The following is a 20,402-nucleotide window of genomic DNA, read 5'->3' as shown; positions in this document are numbered from 1 at the left end:
TTGCCAAATTAATTCTGGTCTTTCAGCCAACGCTGTAATTGATCGCGTAAATTAGGCGGCAGGCCTTTAATGGTGAGGGTGTCGCCCATTTCGTCCCAAATCACGCGTTGGTTAATGAGTTCTGCGTCAAAGCTGATTGTTACCCCTTTGCCTGAGCCTGAAAATTTGGTTAAGCCTTTTAAGGTGGAACGCACCGGTGGGATATGTTCTTCTAAACCATAATCTTGCGTATGGGTAAATTCAGCGAAAGACTGTTCGTTTAGAGTAGGCAAACTGTCGGAAAGTTCCCGCAATTCAATTTCTTCCCCCGCATTGATTTGCCCTTTGCAGTATTCAAACACCTGTTTTTTAACCGCTTGTGATTGTTCGGTATTGAGCGAGCCTTGTTCGCAATAATCACTCACCGCCTGTAATAAACATTGGTTTTGCACTTGCGGGTTTAAGCCCTCTTCCGCACCAAGGAAATCCATAAAAAAGTCGCCAATTTTTCGCCCCACTTTACCTTTAATAAAGGTTAAATAGCGGTTAGATTTTGCGTCAAGTTGCAATTCGGTGAGGTTAATGCGTGCGGCGATGTCGAATTGGGTTAAATCTAAATATTGGGTGCGGTGAATTTCTAGATTTTCGTCCACTAACATACTGGCTCGGCTATCGAGCAAGGCGATAAATAGATAGTCGGTGGCAAGAAAGTTGTATTGACATAACACGAATGTCCCGCTGTCGGCGAAGGCATATTTGCTTAATTCGGTGGCTAATAATTTGGCAGATTGGTGGCTAAATGGCAGGAAATCCGTTTCATTTTCCAATAAACGGTTAAGATCTTGTGCGAAAACCGAGCCTTGTTGAAAAATGCCGTAAGCCTTAGCCTTATTCTGATAGCCTTGATGCAAATGCAACATCATTTGCTCCACTTCAGGGGTAATTGGCAGGAGGTTATCACGCAGTTGCACATCAAGCTGAACGGCATCTTCCTGTTGGTGTTTAACCAGTTGGTGTAAAACAATTTGCTTAACTGTAATACTCATTTTTAAATCCGTCTTTATAAAAAATTGTGCAATATTATAACCGCACTTTTGCTAAAAATATGCTAGGATACGCAAAATTATTCTCGTCTGAAATATGGACTTCAGCAAAAACGATTATGGCGAAACAATCAAAATTTCAAGATAAACAAGTCGATACTTTATTGAATGAACTCATCGCGGTGTTTGAAAAACATCAAACGCCAGTGGATTTGTCCTTAGTGGTGCTGGGCAATATGGTAACCAATGTCCTCAAAAATAATATGGGGCAGCAGCAACGTATCGCCCTTGCACAAGCTTTTTCTGATGCGTTAATGAATTCTTTAAAAGAGAAAAAATAGTCAAATGTTTGGGATTAAAACAAGCAAACAATACCGTGAACAAACCTCCCGCAAAATTGCGTGGGGACATTGGTTTGCTTTTTTTAATATCCTTTGGGCGATTGTGATCGGCGGGCGTTATGCCTTTTTGATCGACTGGCCCGATACCCTTTTCGGCAAATTGTATTTTTTCGTTAGCCTATTGGGGCATTTTAGTTTTATCGTTTTTGCCCTGTATTTGCTGATTATTTTCCCGCTCAGTTTTATCGTAAAAAACAACCGCACTTTTCGCGGGCTGAGTGTGATTCTCACCACCATCGGGGCAACCTTATTATTAGTCGATACCGAAGTTTTTGCGCGCTTTAATTTTCACCTTTCTTCACTTGTGTGGAATTTATTGGTCAATCCTGATAATGGTGAGCTTTCGCGCAACTGGCAACTGTTCTTCGTGCCAATGCCGATTATTCTGTTGATTCAAATGCTGTTTTCTCGTTGGTCGTGGGAAAAATTGCGCAGTCTTGAACGACAAAAATGGCTCAAAGGCGTGGGCGTATTCTTTGTTTGCACCTTTATTGCTACTCATTTAATTTATGCTTGGGCAGATGCCTTTATCTATCGCCCGATCACAATGCAGAAATCCAATTTCCCGCTGTCGTACCCGATGACCGCACGCTCATTCCTCGAAAAACACGGTTTTTTGGATAAAGAGCAATATAGCCAAGCCCTCGCCCAAGACGGTCGCCCTGAAGCGTTGGAAATGGATTATCCGAAATCCCCCTTGCATTTTACATCACATCAGCCAAGCAATATTTTGCTGATTACCGTGTCAGGGTTACGTTATGACGCAGTGAGTGCAGAAAATATGCCGAAGCTCAACGCTTTTGCACAGCAAGCCACGCAATATCTCAACCATTACAGCACGGGGAATAACAATAATGCGGGGCTGACGGGGCTATTTTACGGGCTAACGGCGAACTATACCGACAGCTTACTGAATAATAAAACCTCGCCAGTGTTGATTGAAACCCTAAAAAATCAGCCAACGCCTTACCAATTTGCCCTGTTTGCTAGCGATGGCTTTAAGGAGAGTTTATTAAACCAAAGCGTATTTCATCAAGAGAAACTCAACCGCAAAGCGAGCAACAATCAAACGGCAGTGCAACAATGGTCGCAATGGTATGCGAAGCACAATTCGCGTCCTTATTTCAGCTATTTGAGCCTTGTCATACCGCAAGGGTTAGACCAAACCGCCTATGCCTTGCAGCTGAATGTGTTAGACCAACTACTTGATGACGTGCTAAGCCAAGTGAATCGCGAAAATACCTTAATTTTACTCACCGCTGAGCAAGGCTATCATTTCACGGATTTGAGCGAAAAACAGCAAGCCAATTATTTCGCCCCAGAGGAAATCCGCGTGCCACTGATTATCGCGTGGCAAGGGCTAGAAAAAGGCAATGTGGAAAAACTCACCAGCCACACGGATATTGTGCCAGCCTTAATGACCCATCTTTTCGCGGTGCAAAATCCTGTTTCTGATTATGCACAAGGGCAAGATTTATTTAGCTCAATAGCACGCCGAAATTGGGTGCAAGCAGGAAATTATCGCTGGAATGTCATCATTACAAACGATGGAACACAATACCACATAGATCGTCGCGGAAACTATCAAAAATATGACCGCACTTATCAAAAAGCCGCGTCTAACACGCCTCCGATCGGGCTTTTCCTTGAGGTGTTCAGCAGAGAACGCTCCTTTTTTGAAAAATAAAAGGCAACAAAAAATCATAACCAATAGTTAAAACCGATTATATTTTTATTATTGAACCGCTTATACTATCGCCCCAGCAAAGGCATCTCGCCTGTTTTATCATTCAAATTAATCTGGACAAGATAGAATGTTATTAAGTAAAAATCTGCGAATTTTTCATAACATTACACAACACACCAATCAAGACGCTCACCGCTTGAGTGCAAAGCTATTTTCTCTTAATAACAAGATCCCACTTTATTGGGATTTTTTCATATCTAGCCTATTGTCCACCTCGCTTTCATTATTACGGAGAAAATTATGCGTAATCACGTTCGTAGCTTTAAAACCTACATCAGAGATGAAATTATCAAGAAAGGTGGTTGGGTAAATTCCCACGCACACGCCGACCGTGCGTTCACAATGACGCCAGAGAAAATCGGCATCTATCACACCAGCAATTTACAACAAAAATGGGATTTAGTGGACGAAGTCAAACGCACCTCCACCGTTGATGACTATTATGCTCGCTTCTGCCAAGCCATTGAATTAATGATCTCGCAAGGCGTAACCGCCTTTGGTACATTTGTGGACATTGACCCCATTTGTGAAGACCGAGCCATTATTGCCGCCCATAAAGCCCGCGAAGTGTACAAACACGACATCACCTTAAAATTCGCCAACCAAACCCTAAAAGGCGTGATAGAACCCACCGCAAGAAAATGGTTTGATATTGGCTCAGAAATGGTGGATATGATCGGCGGTCTTCCTTATCGCGATGAATTGGATTATGGACGCGGTTTAGAAGCAATGGATATTCTGCTCGATAAAGCCAAATCCCTCGGCATAATGTGCCACGTTCACGTGGATCAATTCAACACGCCAAGAGAAAAAGAAACGGAACAATTATGCGATAAAACCATTGAACACGGAATGGAAGGATGCGTTGTCGCCATTCACGGCATTTCCATTGGTGCACACTCAAAAGAATACCGCTACAACCTCTACGAAAAAATGCGACAAGCTAAAATGATGATGATCGCCTGCCCAATGGCGTGGATCGACAGTAACCGTAAAGAAGATTTAATGCCGTTTCATAATGCCCTCACCCCCGTTGATGAAATGATCCCCGAAGGCATCACCGTCGCTATCGGTACAGACAACATCTGCGATTATATGGTGCCATTATGCGAGGGTGATATGTGGCAAGAACTTAGCCTTCTCGCCGCTGGTTGTCGCTTCCCTGATTTAGAGGCAATGGTCAATATCGCCAGCATCAACGGAAGAAAAGTGTTGGGATTAGAGGTTTAAATTTCGCGAATAAAAATCCTCTCAAATGTGGAGGATTTTTTCATTTTATCAAACTTAAAGTGCGGTGAGATTTTTAAGCATTTTTGTAAGCCAATCAACAAAAGGGCTACCGCATTTTATCTAATCTTTCCCGTAAATCCTCTGCCGTTTGGCAGGTTTTTATTCGCTCAAAAAGTACGGTGGCTTGTGGGTAAGATTTTTTCAGGTATTGTAGCCATTGTTTGGTGCGGGCGATGTGGTAGAAGCCAGTGTCGTGTTGGTTTTCAATGTGGGCGTAGCGGTGTAGTAGGGGCATTACGCCGTTGTCCCAGTCTAATTTTTGTTGATTAAATTTCACCACAAGGCTTAAATTGGGAAGGGTTAAAGCCCCACGCCCGATCATCACATCTTGGCAGCCTGTTATGGCAAGGCAGTCTTGCACGTCTTGCCAATGCCAAATTTCACCATTTGCGATGACAGGAATGGTTAAGCGTTGACGAATTTCACCAATTTTCTGCCAGTTGATCTTTTCTGCACGATAGCCATCGGTTTTGGTGCGTCCGTGAATGGTGATTTCCGTACCGCCACCTTGTTGCACCGCATCCGCAATTTCAAAGGCGTGATTATCGCTATCCCAGCCCAAACGCACTTTGACGCTCACCACTTGCTTTTGCGGGAGAGCTTGGCGTAAGGCTTTGGTGGCTTGGTAAATGAGTTCGGGCTGTTTGAGCAACGCTGCACCGCCGTGGCTACCATTGACGGTTTTTGATGGGCAACCGCAGTTAAAATCAATGCCGTGCGATCCCAATTCAGTGGCTAAAATGGCATTTTCTGCTAGCCATTCGGGGTGTTGCCCGAGTAATTGCACTCGCACGGGCGTGCCTGAGGAGGTGTATCCCCCTTGGTGCAGTTCAGGACAGAGGCGGTAAAAGGTTTTGGCTGGCAGACGTTGATCTACAACGCGAACAAATTCGGAGATACAGAGATCATAATCATTGATTTCCGTTAATAATTGGCGAACAAGAGGATCAAGCACGCCCTGCATTGGGGCTAGGAAAACACGCATTTTATTTACTATCACTCTTTTGATAAAAATAAAAAAGCTGAATTTTTCACCGCACTTTGTTATTTGAGAGAAACGGTAAAAAATTCAGCAATAAATAAAGGTTTACTTCCACCCTTTCGCTTTACAAATCAAATCGTAAGCAGCTTGAATTTGTTGGGTTTTTTCTTTCGCCATTTCAAGCATTTCTTCTGGCAAGCCTTTGGCAACCAGTTTGTCGGGGTGATTTTCATTCATTAAACGGCGGTAAGCTCGCTTAACGGTGGTGCGGTCGTCATTTTCGCTCACGCCTAGCACATTATAAGCGTCCTGCAAGGTTGGGCCTGAGCTTTGATAACCGCCCTGATAGCTTCCTTGTTGCTGATAGTCGCCCTGTTGTGAGCCGTTATATTCATAATAAAACCCACCACGGCTAAATTGGCGAGCGGCGATTTCTGCCATTAAAATTTGTTGGAACTGGAAGCTAGACAAGCCCAATTCTTCCGCCACCACTTGCAGCACGTCTTTTTCATTTTCGTGCAAATGATCATCGGCAAAGGCAGCTTGGAGCTGAATGCGTAAGAACATTCGCAATAAGTCGCTACGCTGACCGCAGGCGGTGCAAAATTCACGGATCACTTGACGCAATGGGAAATTCGGATCTTTGCCGCGATTAAACGCCTCTTGTGCCAGTTTGCGGCCTTTGTCGTCCAAATTCATTTGGTTCATTAGGTTGTTGGCAAGGGCGATGTCGTCTTGCGTAACGCGACCTTTGGATTTCGACAAATGCCCGAGTACGGCAAAGGTGGTTTGCATAAAGAGCGATTGGCGGGTTTCTTTGCGTTGGAAAAAACTCGAACGCACGCTACCGAGTTCGTATAATTTTTTATCTGCCAAATGCCCTAAATAAGCTCCAACCAGCCCACCAAAAAAGCCACCAAAACGGTAGCCAATAAAAAAGCCTAATAGTTTTCCAATAAATGTCATTTCATTCTCCAAACTTTATCAAAGTGCGGTGCTAAAATTTGTCGTTTTTTATTCTACGCCGTACTGTTCGCGATATGCCCGCATTGCGGGCAAATATTGTTGATAAGCGGGATCTTGCTCAATAAACTGCATTAAATCATCAAAATCCACAATGGAAAGCACGTTGCATTGATAATCGCGTTCCACTTCTTGAATGGCGGAAAGCTCGCCTTTGCCCCGCTCTTTACGGTTCAACGCAATCACCACCGCACTTAATCGGGCTTGATTTTGTGCGATTAAATCCATCGCCTCGCGAATGGCTGTGCCTGCGGTGATCACATCGTCCACCAACAACACCTTGCCTTGCAACGGGCTGCCAATTAAATTGCCGCCTTCGCCGTGATCTTTGGCTTCTTTACGGTTAAAACACACGGGCTTATCAATGCCATATTGGTTGAACAATGCCACAGAGAGCGTTGTGCCAATGGGAATGCCTTTGTAAGCAGGGCCAAAAATTACGTCATAATCTAAGCCACTTGCTTGAATGGCAGCGGCATAAAATTCGCCTAAACGGGCTAAATCTGCGCCCGTGTTAAACAGACCTGCATTAAAGAAATAAGGACTAATGCGCCCAGATTTCAAGGTGAATTCGCCAAATTTCAGCACATCACGGCTGAGCGCGAATTTGATAAAGTCAATTTTGTAGCCTTGCATTTGTACCCCCAATTATGCTTGCCCTAAGGCTTCACGCTGCGCGTTGAAGATCACTTCACAGCCTTGTTTTGCAAGATCTAACAGGGTTAATAATTCTTCGTGGGAGAATGGCTCACCCTCTGCTGTGCCTTGCACTTCGATCATTCGGCCATCATCGGTCATCACCACGTTCATATCGGTTTCGGCGTTGCTGTCTTCCACATATTCCAAATCGCACACGGCTTCGCCCTCTACAATGCCCACCGAAATGGCTGCTACTAAGCCTTTGATTGGATTGTTTTTTAGCACGCCTTTTTGCATTAATCCATTGATGGCATCAATTAAGGCAACGCAAGCCCCAGTAATAGAAGCCGTCCGCGTGCCGCCATCAGCTTGGATCACATCACAATCCAGTGTGATTGAACGCTCACCAAGGGCATTCAGATCCACCATTGCACGCAAAGAGCGGGCGATTAAACGCTGAATTTCCATCGTGCGTCCGCCTTGTTTCCCTTTCGCCGCTTCACGCTGCATACGGCTATGGGTGGAACGTGGCAACATTCCATATTCTGCCGTTACCCAACCTTGATTTTGCCCTTTTAAAAAACGTGGCACACTCTCATCAACAGAGGCGGTGCAAAGCACTTTGGTTTCACCGAACTCCACCAGCACCGAACCTTCGGCATATTTGGTGAAGTGGCGGGTGATTTTAATCGGGCGCGGTTGATTTACAGGGCGATCATTTGGACGCATTCGAGATTCCTTTGATTTAGTCATAAAATGTCGCTCATTCTAACACGCAAACTGACAGATGAAAAATTTAACGGTAGAATAGGGGCAATTTTTACCGCCTATAAGGACAAATTATGATTTACAGTATGACGGCATTCGCCCGTTATGAAATCAAACAAGATTGGGGCAATGCGGTGTGGGAAATTCGCTCCGTCAATCAACGTTATTTAGAAACCTTTTTCCGCTTGCCAGAGCCTTTCCGTGGCTTAGAAAATGGCTTGCGTGAAAAACTACGCCAGCGTTTAACCCGTGGCAAAGTGGAATGTAGCCTGCGTTTTGAGGGCAAGCCACAAACTAGCGAAGCGTTAAATTTAAACCAAGCCTTAGCCCAGCAAGTCATCGCTTCGTTGCAATGGTTAAAACAGCAAGCGGGCGAGGGCGAGATTAATCTCACCGATGTGTTACGTTACCCCGGTGTGGTGGAAACGCCCGAGCAAGATCTCGATCGCATCAGCCAAGAGTTGCTTGCGGGATTTGAGCAAGCCTTAGCGGAATTTATCGCAATGCGTGGTCGCGAGGGGGAAAAGCTCCACGATCTCATCGAACAACGCTTAGCGGCGATTACGCTGGAAAGCGAAAAAGTGCGGTCAAAAATGCCAGAGATTTTGCAATGGCAACGGGAGCGTTTGCAGCAACGTTTTGACGAATTGCAATTACAAGCGGATCCGCAACGACTCGAGCAAGAAATGGTGCTACTTGCTCAACGCATTGATGTGGCAGAAGAGCTTGATCGCTTGCAACTGCACGTTAAAGAAACCCAACGCATTTTGCACAAAGGCGGTGCGGTGGGGCGTAAGCTGGATTTTATGATGCAAGAGCTTAACCGCGAAAGTAATACGCTCGCCTCAAAATCCATCAACGCTGAAGTAACCAATGCGGCGGTGGAGCTTAAAGTGCTTATCGAACAAATGCGTGAACAAATTCAGAATTTGGAATAACAATGATGATTAATTTACACCAATACCGCGTGATTTCTGTGCAAGGGGCAGACGCGGAAAAATTCTTGCAAGGTCAGCTCACTTGCGATGTGAACGGGCTGTCTGATGGGCAATCCACCCTCACCGCCCATTGCGATCCAAAAGGCAAAATGAGCAGCGTATTTCGTCTGTTGCGTGAAAATGCCGAGCAGTTTTACTTGATTATCCGCCACGCCTTATTGCCCTCTGCGTTGGATAATCTGAAAAAATATGCAGTCTTTTCCAAAGTTGCCTTTGAAGAGCAAGATTGGCAAGTGATCGGGCTATTGGATAAACAAAAGTGCGGTGCAATTTCGGCGGATTTTTCTGTTACGCTTCCCGCCCCGCTAAATGGTGTGATTCTGCTCAACCAAACCGCACAGGATCTCGTTTTCACTGGCACTGCAGAACAATGGGATCTTGCCGAAATTCAAGCGGGCTACCCGATTTTATCGCCCGAAAGCCAAAATGAATTTATTCCCCAAGCCTTGAATTTACAATGTATCGAACAAGCCATTTCCTTCCAAAAAGGCTGTTATATCGGGCAAGAAACCGTGGCGCGTGCGAAATATCGTGGTATTAACAAACGAGCGATGTTTACCTTCAACCTCGAAACGAACGAAGAAACCGCCGCACAAATTCAGCTTGGCGCAGAAATTGAAATGCAGTTAGAAAACGGCTGGCGTAAAACAGGCACTATTTTAAGTGCGGTGCATTTTGACGGCATTTCATGGCTACAAGTGGTGTTAAATAATAATTTTGAACCTAATACGCAATTTAGATTGGCTGGCAGTGAAACACTGTTAAACGCCGTTCCATTGCCTTATGGGCTTGAATAACTTGCAGGATAAAAAATTGGGCTTAATGCCCAATTTTCTGGTTTGTCGTTAATTGTTGATAAGCGAAATACGCTAACTGTATTGCAATTACATAACAAAGTGTGGCGGTTTTGCGGTTGTTTTTGACTTTAGATCTCTGTATCAATTATCCCTATTATTTTAGATCTTCAAGATGATTAAAATTTTGAAAGGCGTTTTTTTGCGTGGAGAAATCCACCGCAATGGCGTGATTTTCTCGCATAAACTGTAACATTCGCCGTTCGCCTTTTTGTAAATATGTGCGTAAATTTTCCGTTAATAAGGGGGATACAAGGCAAAATGTGGGGTGTTCGCGTTCGCCATCTGTGGCATAAGTGAGAAAAATAGGGGATTTTTTCACCGCACTTTTATTTTGCGTTTCGTTGTCTAAAAAGGGCTGTTGCAGTTTTTCCACTAAATCTAAAGGTAAGAACGGGCAATCGCAAGGCACAAATAAAACCAAATCACTTTTCGCTCGGGTTAATCCCGCTAACATACCGCTAAGCGGGCCCTGGAAATCGACTAAATCATCAGCAAACACAGGCAAGCCACTTTGTCGATAAATGGCTTGATTACGATTGGCATTCACAGCCACTTCCGCCACTTGATTTTTCAGCCGTTGATAACAATACCAAAATAACGGCGCGCCTTGATAAAGTTGCAACCCCTTATCCACACCGCCCATACGCCTCGCCAAACCGCCAGCTAAAATTACCGCACTGATTTCCATTGCTTCCTCCACTTAATGATGGTTTATTTTACGAGGTTAGTCTAGAAATGAGCAAATGAAAAGTGCGGTGTGAAAATGGAGGGATTTTCAGCTTTCATTGAAGTTTATGGTTTTTTACCCCAGCTTATTCCTTTCTCAAAATAATTAAAGTATCATTCAACCTTTTGTTATTCTTGGTGAGGAAGTGCTATGAAATGTCATCGTTTAAATGAAGTGTTGGAATTGTTGCAGCCTTATTGGTCGCAAGATCCTGATTTGAGCTTAACCCAAATTTTGCAGAAAATTGCTGATGAGGCGGGCTTTGATAAACCTGTGGCGGAATTGACCGATGAGGTGATCATCTATCATTTAAAAATGTATGGCACAGATAAAAATGAGCCAATTCCGGGAATTAAAAAAGATTACGAAGAAGATTTCAAAACTGCGTTGTTAAAAGCACGCGGTATCATTAAATAAGGATTATCTCAATGAAAAAATTGCTTTTTACACTGGTTTCTCTTTTTGCGGTGGCAAATGTGCAGGCGGCGGATTTAACTGAGGGAAAACAATATGTTACCTTAAATGCCGAGCGTTCGGTGCAGCCTGAGGTGGTTGAGTTTTTCTCATTCTATTGCCCGCATTGTTATGCCTTTGAAATGGACTATCACATTCCTGAAAAAGTGGAAAATGCTTTGCCTGAAGGAACGAAATTTAAACAATATCACGTTAATTTCTTAGGTTTTCAATCAGAAAACTTAACTCGTGCGTGGGCCTTGGCAATGGCGTTAGGCGTGGAAAAGAAAGTGAAAGCCCCTTTATTTGAAGCGGCACAAAGTGCGGTGCGAAATCGCGATCAAAATGCCCCAAGTTTAGCGGATATTCGCCAAATTTTCATTGATAATGGGGTGAGTGCGGAGCAGTTTGACGGCGGCATTAATAGCTTTGCGGTAACAGGGCTTTATAATCAGCAAGTGCAAGCGGCACAGCGTTTTGATGTCCACGGCGTGCCAGATTTTTATGTGAATGGCAAATATCGCATCAATCCTGAGGGCTTATCTCACACCCAAGACGGCTTTATTCAGGATTATGTGGACACGGTGAAAGCCTTGCTACAAAAGTAACAAATCCATTGCAAAAAGACTAAAAAATTGGTTTAATGCGTGCCGATTTTGAATACGGAAAACTGAGGATATTATGGCAGAAAGTTTTAGTGTAACCCGTCGTTTTTTTGACGATAAAAACTATCCCCGCGGTTTCGCTCGCCACGGTGATTATACGATTAAAGAATCTCAAGTGTTAGAGCAATATGGTCAAGCGTTCAAAGCGTTAGAATCTGGTGAACGCACGCCAGCAACCGAAGAAGAAACGGCATTTGTTGCTTTTTGTAAAGGCGAACGCCCAGCCGAAACGTTCTTCGAGAAAACGTGGGATAAATACCGTTCTCGCATTTCCGCAACAAAACGTGTTTATACGCTCTCTGGCGTGGTGGGTGCGGATAATTTAGACGATTTTTCTGCCGAATAAAACAGCACATTTTGACGAAACAAGGGCTTGAATATTCAAGCCCTGATTTTTTATCGCTAACACAATAAACTAGCCATTCTGACAGAAAAGAGCCAGCAATCTTATGCAATACAATCCCGATCATTATTCACAGCAATTAGAAAAAAAGCAGCAAAAACTGACCGCACTTCTATCTCCGTTCAACGCTCCTACGTTGGAAGTGTTTGACTCCCCTACGTTGCATTACCGAATGCGGGCAGAGTTTCGCATTTGGCATCAAGGCTCGGATTTTTATCATATTATGTTTGATCCGCAAACCCGCAAGCCCTACCGCATTGATGATTTCCCCATTGCTAGCCAGCTTATCAATCAAATGATGCAAAGAATTTTGCCTCTGCTGAAAGCTGAGCCTGCCCTTAGCCATCGTCTGTTTCAAATCGACTATCTCAGTACGCTGAGCAATAAGATCATCGTCAGTCTGCTGTATCACAAAACCCTTGATGAACAATGGCAACAAGCAGCCCAACAACTACGCCAAAACTTGCAACAACAAGGCTTTGATGTACAACTGATCGGGCGAGCCAGTAAACAAAAAATTTGTTTGGATCAGGATTTTGTTGATGAAGTTTTACCCGTCAATGGCAAAAATTACACCTATCGCCAAGTGGAAAACAGTTTCACCCAACCGAATGCGGCGGTGAATTGCAAAATGTTACAGTGGGCGATGGATTGCACTCAAAACAGCCAAGGGGATCTGCTTGAGCTTTATTGTGGCAACGGCAATTTTTCCATTGCCCTGGCACAAAATTTCCGTAACGTGCTAGCAACGGAAATCGCCAAACCCTCTGTGGCAGCAGCACAATTTAACATTCAAGCCAACCACATTGACAATTTGCAAATTATCCGAATGTCAGCGGAGGAATTTACCCAAGCGATGAACGGCGTGCGTGAATTTAATCGCTTAAAAGGGATTAATCTGCGTGAGTATGAATGCAACACGATTTTTGTCGATCCGCCACGAGCGGGGCTAGACCCCGACACGGTGAAACTGGTGCAACAATACGATCGCATTTTGTATATCTCCTGCAATCCCCATACCTTATGCAACAACCTCACCAGCCTTTGCCAAACGCACCGCATCGAGCGTTCCGCCTTATTCGATCAATTTCCTTACACGGAACATATGGAGGCGGGTGTATGGTTGCAACGAAAATAGCCCTTCAGCTCCTCTGCGAAACAAAAATGCCCGAAAAATTCACCGCACTTTGTGAACGAGAGGGCTTAGTTCATCAGCCAGAAAGCCCGCTAGCATTGGTACAAACCGAACAAAATGGGATTGAACGTTTAGAGCTACGCAAGTTAGATGAACCCAAGCTGGGGGCGGTTTATGTGGATTTTATCAGCGGCACGCTTGCCCATCGGCGTAAGTTTGGTGGCGGACGAGGCGAAGCCATCGCCAAAGCGGTCGGTATCAAAAAAGATTATCTCCCCACTGTGATTGACGCAACCGCAGGGCTGGGGCGAGATGCTTTTGTGCTAGCCGCAATTGGCTGCCAAGTGCGTTTAGTGGAACGCCACCCTGTGGTGCGATTGTTGTTGCAAGACGGCTTACAGCGAGCCTACCAAGATGCTGAAATTGGCACAATGATGCAACAAAATATGCAACTCCTGCCCGAAACTCATATCGCCGAATTAGCCCCACAAGGCATTCAAGCTGACGTGGTTTACCTTGATCCGATGTATCCACACAAAGCCAAAAGTGCGTTGGTGAAAAAAGAAATGCGAATTTTCCAGCATTTGGTTGGTGCAGATGAAGATGCCGATCAACTCCTCGCTCCCGCCTTACAAATCGCCCAAAAACGCGTAGTGGTAAAACGCCCTGACTACGCCACATTTCTTGCCGAAAAAGCACCGCACTTTAGCCGTGAAACCAAAAATCATCGTTTTGATATTTATAGTCTTTTGTAAAAATAGAATTGATTTTTAGAAACAATAATGGGTGATGACTAAGTTTTACTCTGGCTATTAATCAATGAAATTTTGGTAAAAGTCGCTATTGTATAGTTAAAAAAGAGGCTTAACGCCCAAATATAGGATGTTAAGCCAATTCTGTGAATCGAGAGAATGCAAAAATTAGGACTAATGAAAGTAATATATTAGACTTAATTCTTTTGATAGTTCGGAATTTTATTTCTTTCCTGCCATAAATTTAAAAGAGGTATTAATCTCTAAAATTATTAAACTGGAATGGCTGACCTAATTCTGCATTTTTTACTAGTTGGATCACTGCTTGCAAGTCATCACGAGATTTCCCCGTTACGCGAACCTGTTCCCCTTGAATTTGGGTTTGCACTTTGAGCTTGGATTCTTTAATAAGCTTGGTGAGCTTCTTCGCCATTTCGGTTTCGATGCCTTGTTTTAGCTTAATTTCTTTGCTGTATGTTTTGCCGCTGTGTTCGTATTCGGTTGGAATATCCAAAGAGGCGGAATCAATGCCACGCTTAATGCAGGCGTTACGCAAAATATCCACTAACTGCTCAACTTGGAAATCGGATTCGCTCGCTACTTTAATGGTTTCGTTTTTTTCGTTCAGTTCGATAGAAGACGGAACATTGCGGAAATCCCAGCGGTTTGATAAATCGCGGTTGGCATTTTCCACCGCATTGCGGACTTCGTGCGAATCCAGTTCGGAAACAATATCAAATGAAGGCATTTTTACTCCTCGTTTTTCATTATTCGGTCATTTGCACCTAAAATACATAAAAGTGCGGTTAAGTCGGCAAAGTTTATCACAATTTGTGCCTGTTGTTGTACTTTTGGCTTGGCGTGAAAGGCAACGCCTAAATTTGCTACCTTCATCATCGGCAGATCGTTTGCCCCGTCGCCAATAGCCACGGTGTTTTCCATTGGGATATGGTATTGTGAGGCAAGTTGTTCAAGGGTGCGGGCTTTATATTGTGCGTCCACCACTGCCCCTTTTACCTCGCCCGTTAAAATGCCATTCGCAATTTCAAATTGGTTTGACACGGCGGCATCAAGTGCGAGTTCATCTTTCAAATAGTCAGCGAAATAGGTGAAGCCCCCTGAAGCAATGGCAGTTCGCCAGCCGTATTTTTGCAAGGTTTTAAGGGTTTCTTTTAGTCCTGAGGTGAGGGGCAAGTTTTCTCTCACCTGTTGCAAAATCTGTTCTTTCACCCCTTTTAAGGTGGCGACACGGTGGCGTAGGCTTTGTTCAAAATCTAACTCGCCACGCATTGCTTGCTCGGTGATTTGCGACACCATCTCCCCCGTGCCAGCCAGTTTCGCAATTTCGTCAATACATTCAATTTGAATGGTGGTGGAATCCATATCCATCACTAGCAAGCCTTTTTGTTGTAAGCGGGCGTGAAAATTCAAATGGGCAATGTCCACCCCGAGTTGATGGGCATAGCTTTGCCATTGTGCGTCCCATTGCCCTTGTAATAACACAACGGTATTTTGCTGTTCATTCCAATAATCAAAAAGCATAAAATTTACACCGCACTTTTGTTGGAAGCTCATTAATGCGGCAAAATTCAGCTTGTCGCCATAAAGAATAAAATACGTCTGTGCCGTAGAACGCGGTAAATCTTGACGCAGCGGGCAAGGCAGGGTTGGAAATGGCTGTTGGAGCGAGTGGAGATTTTGTGTTTGCATAGGAAATCCTGTAAATTATCGTGATGTTAGGTATTTTCGTGCGACGAACCGCAAAATAGCTTAAAATGCCGACTATTCTAGCCTATTTTATAAAAATTTGGGGAAAATAACTTGCCACTCATTAAAGAAAAAGCGTTAAAAATCATGATGCTGTTGGTGATCGTCGGGTTCTGTGCGGGGATTGTCGGCGTGGTTTTCTTTGGCGTGCAACAATTTAAATGGGGTTCGCAGTTGGCGAGCATTAATCAAGTTACCAATTTGTCCCATTTATTGGTTCGCCAACAAACCCATCTGTTTTCAATTTTGCTGATTAATAATGCGAAAGCTGAGCAATTAACAGAAAATTTGGATAAATTCACCAAAGAGGGCTTTATTGTTGATGCCTCTATTTATTCTAACAAAGGGGAATTGCTCGCCCAAAGTTCCAACCACGCCCTCAGCCATTTTCCTTCAAACAGCGAGGCGACGCCGAATAAGGATTATCAACAGGTGGTTGAGCCGATTTATTCTGCCAATGGCGTAGAGGGATTTTTACGCGTTACCTTTAACAGCAAATATCGCCAAACCACACAGCAGAAAATTAATCAGATTTTCAATCGGTTGTATGGCGAGCTGATCATTCTTTTTTTTACGGGCTTTTTGCTTGCGAGCAGCCTGTATTATTTTATCAAGCATTATCGCCGTCATAAGCCGCATAAATCCACTGTGCCAACGGTGGCACAAACGTCTCGCCCAGCGTCAAGATTAACCTATCACCGCCGCCGCAAAGGATTAAGAAAATAAAAAAACCGCACCTTAAAAGTGCGGTTGGATTTTGAATCGTTTTTTAAATCTGAATTACGCTAATTTTTTGATTTGAGCAGATAATTTAGATTTGTGGTTCGCAGCTTTGTTTTTGTGGATTAAGCCTTTAGAAGCCATACGATCCACAACTTTTTGCATTTCGACAAAAGCGGCTTCAGCAACGGCTTTTTCACCTGCTGCTACGGCTGCGTAAACTTTTTTAATGTAAGTACGCATCATTGAGCGTTGGCTTGCATTGTGTTGGCGGCGTTTTTCTGATTGAACCGCGCGTTTTTTAGCTGACTTGATATTAGCCAAGGTCAAACTCCTAAAAATTTCTGTTAGTTTATGGAATAAATAAAGGCGTAAACTATGCCTTTTCGTTCAATAATTGTCAATAAACAATTAGCAAAATTTAGCTTGATTACTCGGTGAGACACAACCGAAAGTCTGCATCGTTCGCGAAAAATGCGGCTTTCAAAATTAGCCCACCAAACGATGTGGGCGAGATTTTATCAGTTTTTTTGGCTAGAATATAGCTTAAAAACAAAATTTCTATACAATTAAGCCAAATTTTTCTTCAGCGAGAAAAGCATTTTGAGTAAACGACTATTAAATCTGGCATTATCGTCAGTGTAATGACCTTAGTTTCCCGCGTCTTGGGACTGGTGCGAGATGTGATCATCGCCCAAATTATCGGGGCGGGTATGGCGGCTGACGTGTTTTTATTCGCCAATCGCATTCCCAATTTTTTACGCCGTTTATTTGCCGAAGGGGCATTTTCTCAAGCCTTTGTGCCTGTGTTAGCGGAATACCAAAAAGCCGGCGATCTCAACAAAACTCAACAATTTATCAGCAAAGTTTCCGGTACATTGGGGGATTGGTTACCCTTGTTACCCTTTTGGCGATGATCGGATCGCCCGTCGTTGCCGCTATTTTTGGCACGGGCTGGTTCATCGACTGGCTTAATGACGGGGTAAACGCGGAAAAATTCGAGCAAGCCTCGTTATTACTCAAAATCACCTTTCCCTACCTGTGGTTTATCACCTTTGTTGCCTTATCTGGAGCAATTTTAAACACCTTAGGCAAATTCGGCGTAATGGCGTTTTCCCCTGTGTTGCTCAATGTGGCGATGATTTGCACCGCACTTTTTCTTGCCCCTCATACCAGCAGCCCCGATCTTGCTCTTGCTATCGGGATCTTTATCGGCGGATTGCTACAATTTTTATTTCAACTGCCGTTCTTAAAAAAAGCGGGGCTTTTAGTGAAACCGCGATGGGCGTGGAATGATGAAGGAGTGAAGAAAATTCGTACGCTGATGATCCCAGCTCTATTCGGCGTTTCCGTGAGCCAAATCAATTTATTATTGGATACCTTTATCGCCAGTTTCCTGATGACAGGCTCGATTAGCTGGCTGTATTATTCCGATCGCTTGCTCGAATTTCCTCTTGGGCTTTTTGGTATCGCCATTTCTACTGTGATCTTGCCAACCCTCGCCCGCCACCACGTTAATCGTTCGGATAATGCCGAACAAAGTGCGGTGGATTTTCGCAACACAATGGATTGGGGCGTGCGAATGATTTTGTTGCTCGGCGTGCCTGCGATGATCGGCATTGGCGTGTTGGCACAGCCGATGTTGCTAGTGCTATTTATGCGAGGTCAATTCCTCTTTTCTGATGTGCAAGCCGCTTCCTATTCCCTGCTCGCCTTTAATGCGGGGCTGTTGAGCTTTATGCTGATTAAAATTCTCGCCAATGGTTACTATGCCCGCCAAGACACCAAAACCCCCGTGAAAATCGGCATTATCGCAATGGTGAGCAATATGGCATTTAACCTGCTTGCCATTCCTTTTAGTTATGTGGGTTTAGCCATTGCCTCTGCGATGTCTGCCACGCTGAACGCCTATTTGCTTTATCGTGGCTTGGCTCGGGCAAATATTTATCATTTTAGTAAACAAAGTGCGGTGTTTTTTGTCAAAGTTTTATTGGCAGGGCTGGCTATGGGCGGCGTAATTTGGCACTATTGCCCAAGTTTAGACCTTTGGCAACAAATGAGTTTTTTACAACGCGTTCATTGGCTCGCTTGGCTGATTGCCCTCGCCGCCCTGATTTATGTCGCAGCATTAGCTCTATTTGGTGTGCGTAAACGGCATTTATTGCATTCATAAAAAATGCGATCAAAACGCACTGCATTTACATTCATTTGAGCCTTGTGGCATAGTAGATTGAGCTAGAAATAAAGCCTAAGCTGAATAAATAACTTAGAAAAAATGATAAAATTATTACAACAAAAAAAACGCCATTTACGCATAGTATCTTGCCTAATGATGGGCTGTAGCATCATCAGTTTTAATGCTCAAGCCGAGCATCGCGTTGATTTAAAAGTTATCGGCGTGAAAGGGGTAAAAGCCATTGAAAACGTGGACATTTATACCAAAATGATCGACAGCGAAGAAGCTGACGGTTCAGATCGCTATCAATATTTAGTCAGCGAAGCCATCAAAAAAGCCTTGCGGGTTTATGGTTATTACAATATCAAAATTGATTTTTCCCTCCAGCCCGCGAAAGATGGCAAACGCCCTGTGCTGATTGCCGATGTGAATGCGGGCAAGCCCGTGTTGCTCGCGGGGTTTGATGTGCTAGTGTTAGGGCAAGGCAAAGACGATGAAGCCTTTCAAGTCTTAGAGAAAAAACTGCCGAAAATCGGTGATATGCTGTATCACTCAAAATATGACGATTACAAAAGTAGCCTGCAAACCATAGCCCTCGCACGGGGGTATTTTGATGCGGAATTTGAGGCTTCGCAGTTGTTAGTCAAGCCCTCCACTGATCAAGGCTGGTGGAAACTGATCTACAACACGGGGGATCGCTACCGCTTCGGACGGTTTACCTTTAATCGTTCGCAGATTCGCGAGGATTATTTACACAATATGATGGAGATCAAAGGGGGACAACCTTACTTGATCAATGATCTTTCCAGTTTCACCAATGATTACACCTCCACCAACTGGTTCAGCTCGGTATTAGTGCAACCTAACTTAGATGAAAAAAATAAAATCGTTAATGTTGATGTGCTACTCACGCCACGCAAAAAAAATGCAATGGACGTGGGGATAGGTTATTCCACCGATGTCGGCCCGCGCTTTCAATGGGGCTGGACAAAACCCTGGATCAACAGCCGTGGACATAGTTTCCGTTTTAATCTTTATGCTTCTGCGCCAAAACAAACGGTCGAAGCCACCTATAAAATGCCGCTGCTGAAAAATCCGTTACGCTATTATTATGAATTTTCTACGGGGTATGAACGGGAAAATAGCAACGACACCGAAACCTCCGCCGCGACCTTTGCCGCGTTACGCTATTGGAATCGCCCAACGGGCTGGCAACACGCACTGGGCTTGCGGGTGCGTTATGATTCCTTTATTCAAGCGGATCATTCCGATAAAACTTGGCTTGTCTATCCCACCGCCTCGGCAAGTCGTACAAGGCTGAAAGGTGGCGTGTTCCCAACCTGGGGCGATGCTCAGCGTATCACGGTGGATTTTGGACGCAAAATCTGGCTGTCTGATGTGAATTTCTTGAAAGTGCAAGCTTCAACCGCGTGGATTCGCACCTTCGCTGACAACCATCGCTTTTTAGTTCGCGGAGAAATCGGTTGGCTCAAAACCAGCGACTTTGAACGCATTCCGCCCGCACTTCGCTTTTTCGCGGGGGGGGATCGCAGCGTGAGAGGCTACGGCTATAAAAAAATCTCGCCCAAAAATAGCGAAGGAAAATTGATCGGTGCGTCTAAATTGCTGACGGGCAGTGCGGAATATCAATATCAAGTGTATGAAGATTGGTGGCTCGCGACCTTTGCCGACACGGGGCTTGCAGCAGACAAATACAGCGTTGATGAACTGCGTTACGGAGCTGGCGTGGGCGTACGTTGGGCTTCCCCGATCGGGACGATTAAATTTGACATCGCCACCCCCATTCGCGATAAAGACAACAGCAAAAATATTCAATTTTACATTGGCTTAGGTTCAGAATTATAAAAAGGCATATG

At 44.3% G+C, this 20,402-nt stretch carries 21 protein-coding genes and 1 pseudogene; 13 read left to right on the top strand and 9 right to left on the bottom strand.

Features of this window, described 5'->3' with window-relative positions:
* Positions 1–8 precede the first annotated feature (8 nt).
* Positions 9–1,025 carry a nucleoid-associated protein YejK gene (gene yejK, locus HBL79_RS09775; protein ID WP_035686313.1) on the bottom strand — a complete coding sequence of 339 codons (1,017 nt, stop codon included), beginning with the start codon at positions 1,023–1,025 and terminating at the stop codon, positions 9–11.
* Positions 1,026–1,141: 116 nt separating this feature from the next.
* Between yejK and HBL79_RS09770 the strand changes: the two genes are divergently transcribed.
* The 3 genes from HBL79_RS09770 (at position 1,142) to HBL79_RS09760 (ending at position 4,400) form a co-directional block, all read left to right on the top strand.
* Positions 1,142–1,363, top strand: coding sequence for a YejL family protein (locus HBL79_RS09770; protein WP_035686310.1), 222 nt, complete (start codon positions 1,142–1,144; stop codon positions 1,361–1,363).
* 4 nt (positions 1,364–1,367) lie between these two features.
* The gene (locus HBL79_RS09765) at positions 1,368–3,110 is read left to right on the top strand and encodes a DUF3413 domain-containing protein (RefSeq protein ID WP_035686307.1); all 1,743 of its coding nucleotides are present in this window, start codon (positions 1,368–1,370) and stop codon (positions 3,108–3,110) included.
* 300 nt (positions 3,111–3,410) lie between these two features.
* Complete coding sequence (locus tag HBL79_RS09760) at positions 3,411–4,400, top strand: amidohydrolase family protein (protein ID WP_035686305.1); 990 nt, start codon at positions 3,411–3,413, stop codon at positions 4,398–4,400.
* Between the two features lie 106 nt (positions 4,401–4,506).
* Here HBL79_RS09760 and dusC read toward each other — a convergent pair whose 3' ends face one another.
* The 4 genes from dusC to rph all read right to left on the bottom strand — a co-directional run bounded on the left by dusC (position 4,507) and on the right by rph (position 7,833).
* A complete protein-coding gene (gene dusC, locus HBL79_RS09755) occupies positions 4,507–5,445 on the bottom strand; it encodes a tRNA dihydrouridine(16) synthase DusC (protein ID WP_035686302.1) in 939 nt (312 codons plus the stop codon).
* A 102-nt stretch (positions 5,446–5,547) separates the two neighbouring features.
* Entirely contained in the window at positions 5,548–6,408 is an 861-nt protein-coding gene (gene djlA / locus HBL79_RS09750; RefSeq protein WP_035686299.1) for a co-chaperone DjlA, read from the bottom strand.
* 48 nt (positions 6,409–6,456) lie between these two features.
* On the bottom strand, positions 6,457–7,101 hold the full coding sequence (gene pyrE / locus HBL79_RS09745) for an orotate phosphoribosyltransferase (protein WP_035686297.1): 645 nt from the start codon (positions 7,099–7,101) through the stop codon (positions 6,457–6,459).
* Positions 7,102–7,113: 12 nt separating this feature from the next.
* Positions 7,114–7,833, bottom strand: coding sequence for a ribonuclease PH (rph, locus tag HBL79_RS09740; RefSeq protein WP_046097231.1), 720 nt, complete (start codon positions 7,831–7,833; stop codon positions 7,114–7,116).
* 113 nt (positions 7,834–7,946) lie between these two features.
* Between rph and HBL79_RS09735 the strand changes: the two genes are divergently transcribed.
* Positions 7,947–8,810 (top strand): YicC/YloC family endoribonuclease, encoded by an 864-nt coding sequence (locus HBL79_RS09735; RefSeq protein ID WP_035686294.1) that lies wholly within the window; start codon positions 7,947–7,949, stop codon positions 8,808–8,810.
* Positions 8,807–9,667 (top strand): CAF17-like 4Fe-4S cluster assembly/insertion protein YgfZ, encoded by an 861-nt coding sequence (gene ygfZ / locus HBL79_RS09730; protein ID WP_035686291.1) that lies wholly within the window; start codon positions 8,807–8,809, stop codon positions 9,665–9,667. Before HBL79_RS09735 ends, ygfZ begins: the two co-directional genes overlap by 4 nt.
* A gap of 154 nt (positions 9,668–9,821) precedes the next feature.
* On the opposite strand, the gene mobA is transcribed toward ygfZ, so the two are convergent.
* Positions 9,822–10,415 (bottom strand): molybdenum cofactor guanylyltransferase MobA, encoded by a 594-nt coding sequence (gene mobA / locus HBL79_RS09725; protein ID WP_035686289.1) that lies wholly within the window; start codon positions 10,413–10,415, stop codon positions 9,822–9,824.
* A 189-nt stretch (positions 10,416–10,604) separates the two neighbouring features.
* Between mobA and HBL79_RS09720 the strand changes: the two genes are divergently transcribed.
* From HBL79_RS09720 to HBL79_RS09700, 5 genes are all read left to right on the top strand, one after another.
* Positions 10,605–10,871 (top strand): YihD family protein, encoded by a 267-nt coding sequence (locus HBL79_RS09720; protein ID WP_017805394.1) that lies wholly within the window; start codon positions 10,605–10,607, stop codon positions 10,869–10,871.
* 11 nt (positions 10,872–10,882) lie between these two features.
* The gene (gene dsbA / locus HBL79_RS09715) at positions 10,883–11,515 is read left to right on the top strand and encodes a thiol:disulfide interchange protein DsbA (protein WP_035686286.1); all 633 of its coding nucleotides are present in this window, start codon (positions 10,883–10,885) and stop codon (positions 11,513–11,515) included.
* A 73-nt stretch (positions 11,516–11,588) separates the two neighbouring features.
* Positions 11,589–11,918 (top strand): MaoP family protein, encoded by a 330-nt coding sequence (locus tag HBL79_RS09710; RefSeq protein WP_017805396.1) that lies wholly within the window; start codon positions 11,589–11,591, stop codon positions 11,916–11,918.
* A 103-nt stretch (positions 11,919–12,021) separates the two neighbouring features.
* On the top strand, positions 12,022–13,113 hold the full coding sequence (gene trmA / locus HBL79_RS09705) for a tRNA (uridine(54)-C5)-methyltransferase TrmA (RefSeq protein ID WP_035686282.1): 1,092 nt from the start codon (positions 12,022–12,024) through the stop codon (positions 13,111–13,113).
* The gene (locus HBL79_RS09700) at positions 13,095–13,865 is read left to right on the top strand and encodes a class I SAM-dependent methyltransferase (protein WP_035686279.1); all 771 of its coding nucleotides are present in this window, start codon (positions 13,095–13,097) and stop codon (positions 13,863–13,865) included. The genes trmA and HBL79_RS09700 overlap by 19 nt, the downstream gene beginning before the upstream one ends.
* A gap of 253 nt (positions 13,866–14,118) precedes the next feature.
* Here the strand turns inward: HBL79_RS09700 and HBL79_RS09695 are convergent, their stop codons facing one another.
* Both HBL79_RS09695 and serB read right to left on the bottom strand, forming a co-directional pair.
* The gene (locus tag HBL79_RS09695; RefSeq protein WP_035686277.1) at positions 14,119–14,610 is read right to left on the bottom strand and encodes a YajQ family cyclic di-GMP-binding protein; all 492 of its coding nucleotides are present in this window, start codon (positions 14,608–14,610) and stop codon (positions 14,119–14,121) included.
* 2 nt (positions 14,611–14,612) lie between these two features.
* Positions 14,613–15,572 carry a phosphoserine phosphatase gene (gene serB / locus HBL79_RS09690; protein WP_035686276.1) on the bottom strand — a complete coding sequence of 320 codons (960 nt, stop codon included), beginning with the start codon at positions 15,570–15,572 and terminating at the stop codon, positions 14,613–14,615.
* Positions 15,573–15,683: 111 nt separating this feature from the next.
* Between serB and HBL79_RS09685 the strand changes: the two genes are divergently transcribed.
* Positions 15,684–16,355 (top strand): YtjB family periplasmic protein, encoded by a 672-nt coding sequence (locus HBL79_RS09685; RefSeq protein ID WP_035686275.1) that lies wholly within the window; start codon positions 15,684–15,686, stop codon positions 16,353–16,355.
* 54 nt (positions 16,356–16,409) lie between these two features.
* On the opposite strand, the gene rpsT is transcribed toward HBL79_RS09685, so the two are convergent.
* A complete protein-coding gene (gene rpsT, locus HBL79_RS09680; protein WP_017805402.1) occupies positions 16,410–16,673 on the bottom strand; it encodes a 30S ribosomal protein S20 in 264 nt (87 codons plus the stop codon).
* A 320-nt stretch (positions 16,674–16,993) separates the two neighbouring features.
* Between rpsT and murJ the strand changes: the two are divergent.
* Together murJ and tamA are read left to right on the top strand one after the other, a co-directional pair.
* Positions 16,994–18,522 (top strand): annotated as a pseudogene (gene murJ / locus HBL79_RS09675) (murein biosynthesis integral membrane protein MurJ).
* Between the two features lie 156 nt (positions 18,523–18,678).
* Positions 18,679–20,391: an autotransporter assembly complex protein TamA gene (tamA, locus tag HBL79_RS09670; protein WP_241431800.1), complete on the top strand. Its 1,713-nt coding sequence runs from the start codon at positions 18,679–18,681 to the stop codon at positions 20,389–20,391.
* Positions 20,392–20,402 lie beyond the last annotated feature (11 nt).

Source organism: Avibacterium paragallinarum, from assembly GCF_011765605.1.
Classification (GTDB): Bacteria; Pseudomonadota; Gammaproteobacteria; order Enterobacterales; family Pasteurellaceae; genus Avibacterium; species Avibacterium paragallinarum.
This window is presented reverse-complemented; position numbering and strand designations above follow the sequence as displayed.

Coding starts and splice junctions, on each gene's coding strand:
- HBL79_RS09710 (WP_017805396.1), top strand. CDS start 11,589: ATGGCAGAAAGTTTTAGTGTAACCCGTCGTTTTTTTGACGATAAAAAC.
- HBL79_RS09720 (WP_017805394.1), top strand. CDS start 10,605: ATGAAATGTCATCGTTTAAATGAAGTGTTGGAATTGTTGCAGCCTTAT.
- HBL79_RS09695 (WP_035686277.1), bottom strand. CDS start 14,610: ATGCCTTCATTTGATATTGTTTCCGAACTGGATTCGCACGAAGTCCGC.
- serB (WP_035686276.1), bottom strand. CDS start 15,572: ATGCAAACACAAAATCTCCACTCGCTCCAACAGCCATTTCCAACCCTG.
- mobA (WP_035686289.1), bottom strand. CDS start 10,415: ATGGAAATCAGTGCGGTAATTTTAGCTGGCGGTTTGGCGAGGCGTATG.
- dsbA (WP_035686286.1), top strand. CDS start 10,883: ATGAAAAAATTGCTTTTTACACTGGTTTCTCTTTTTGCGGTGGCAAAT.
- tamA (WP_241431800.1), top strand. CDS start 18,679: ATGATGGGCTGTAGCATCATCAGTTTTAATGCTCAAGCCGAGCATCGC.
- pyrE (WP_035686297.1), bottom strand. CDS start 7,101: ATGCAAGGCTACAAAATTGACTTTATCAAATTCGCGCTCAGCCGTGAT.
- dusC (WP_035686302.1), bottom strand. CDS start 5,445: ATGCGTGTTTTCCTAGCCCCAATGCAGGGCGTGCTTGATCCTCTTGTT.
- HBL79_RS09770 (WP_035686310.1), top strand. CDS start 1,142: ATGGCGAAACAATCAAAATTTCAAGATAAACAAGTCGATACTTTATTG.
- rph (WP_046097231.1), bottom strand. CDS start 7,833: ATGCGTCCAAATGATCGCCCTGTAAATCAACCGCGCCCGATTAAAATC.
- HBL79_RS09735 (WP_035686294.1), top strand. CDS start 7,947: ATGATTTACAGTATGACGGCATTCGCCCGTTATGAAATCAAACAAGAT.
- trmA (WP_035686282.1), top strand. CDS start 12,022: ATGCAATACAATCCCGATCATTATTCACAGCAATTAGAAAAAAAGCAG.
- yejK (WP_035686313.1), bottom strand. CDS start 1,025: ATGAGTATTACAGTTAAGCAAATTGTTTTACACCAACTGGTTAAACAC.
- HBL79_RS09760 (WP_035686305.1), top strand. CDS start 3,411: ATGCGTAATCACGTTCGTAGCTTTAAAACCTACATCAGAGATGAAATT.
- HBL79_RS09765 (WP_035686307.1), top strand. CDS start 1,368: ATGTTTGGGATTAAAACAAGCAAACAATACCGTGAACAAACCTCCCGC.
- djlA (WP_035686299.1), bottom strand. CDS start 6,408: ATGACATTTATTGGAAAACTATTAGGCTTTTTTATTGGCTACCGTTTT.
- HBL79_RS09700 (WP_035686279.1), top strand. CDS start 13,095: ATGGTTGCAACGAAAATAGCCCTTCAGCTCCTCTGCGAAACAAAAATG.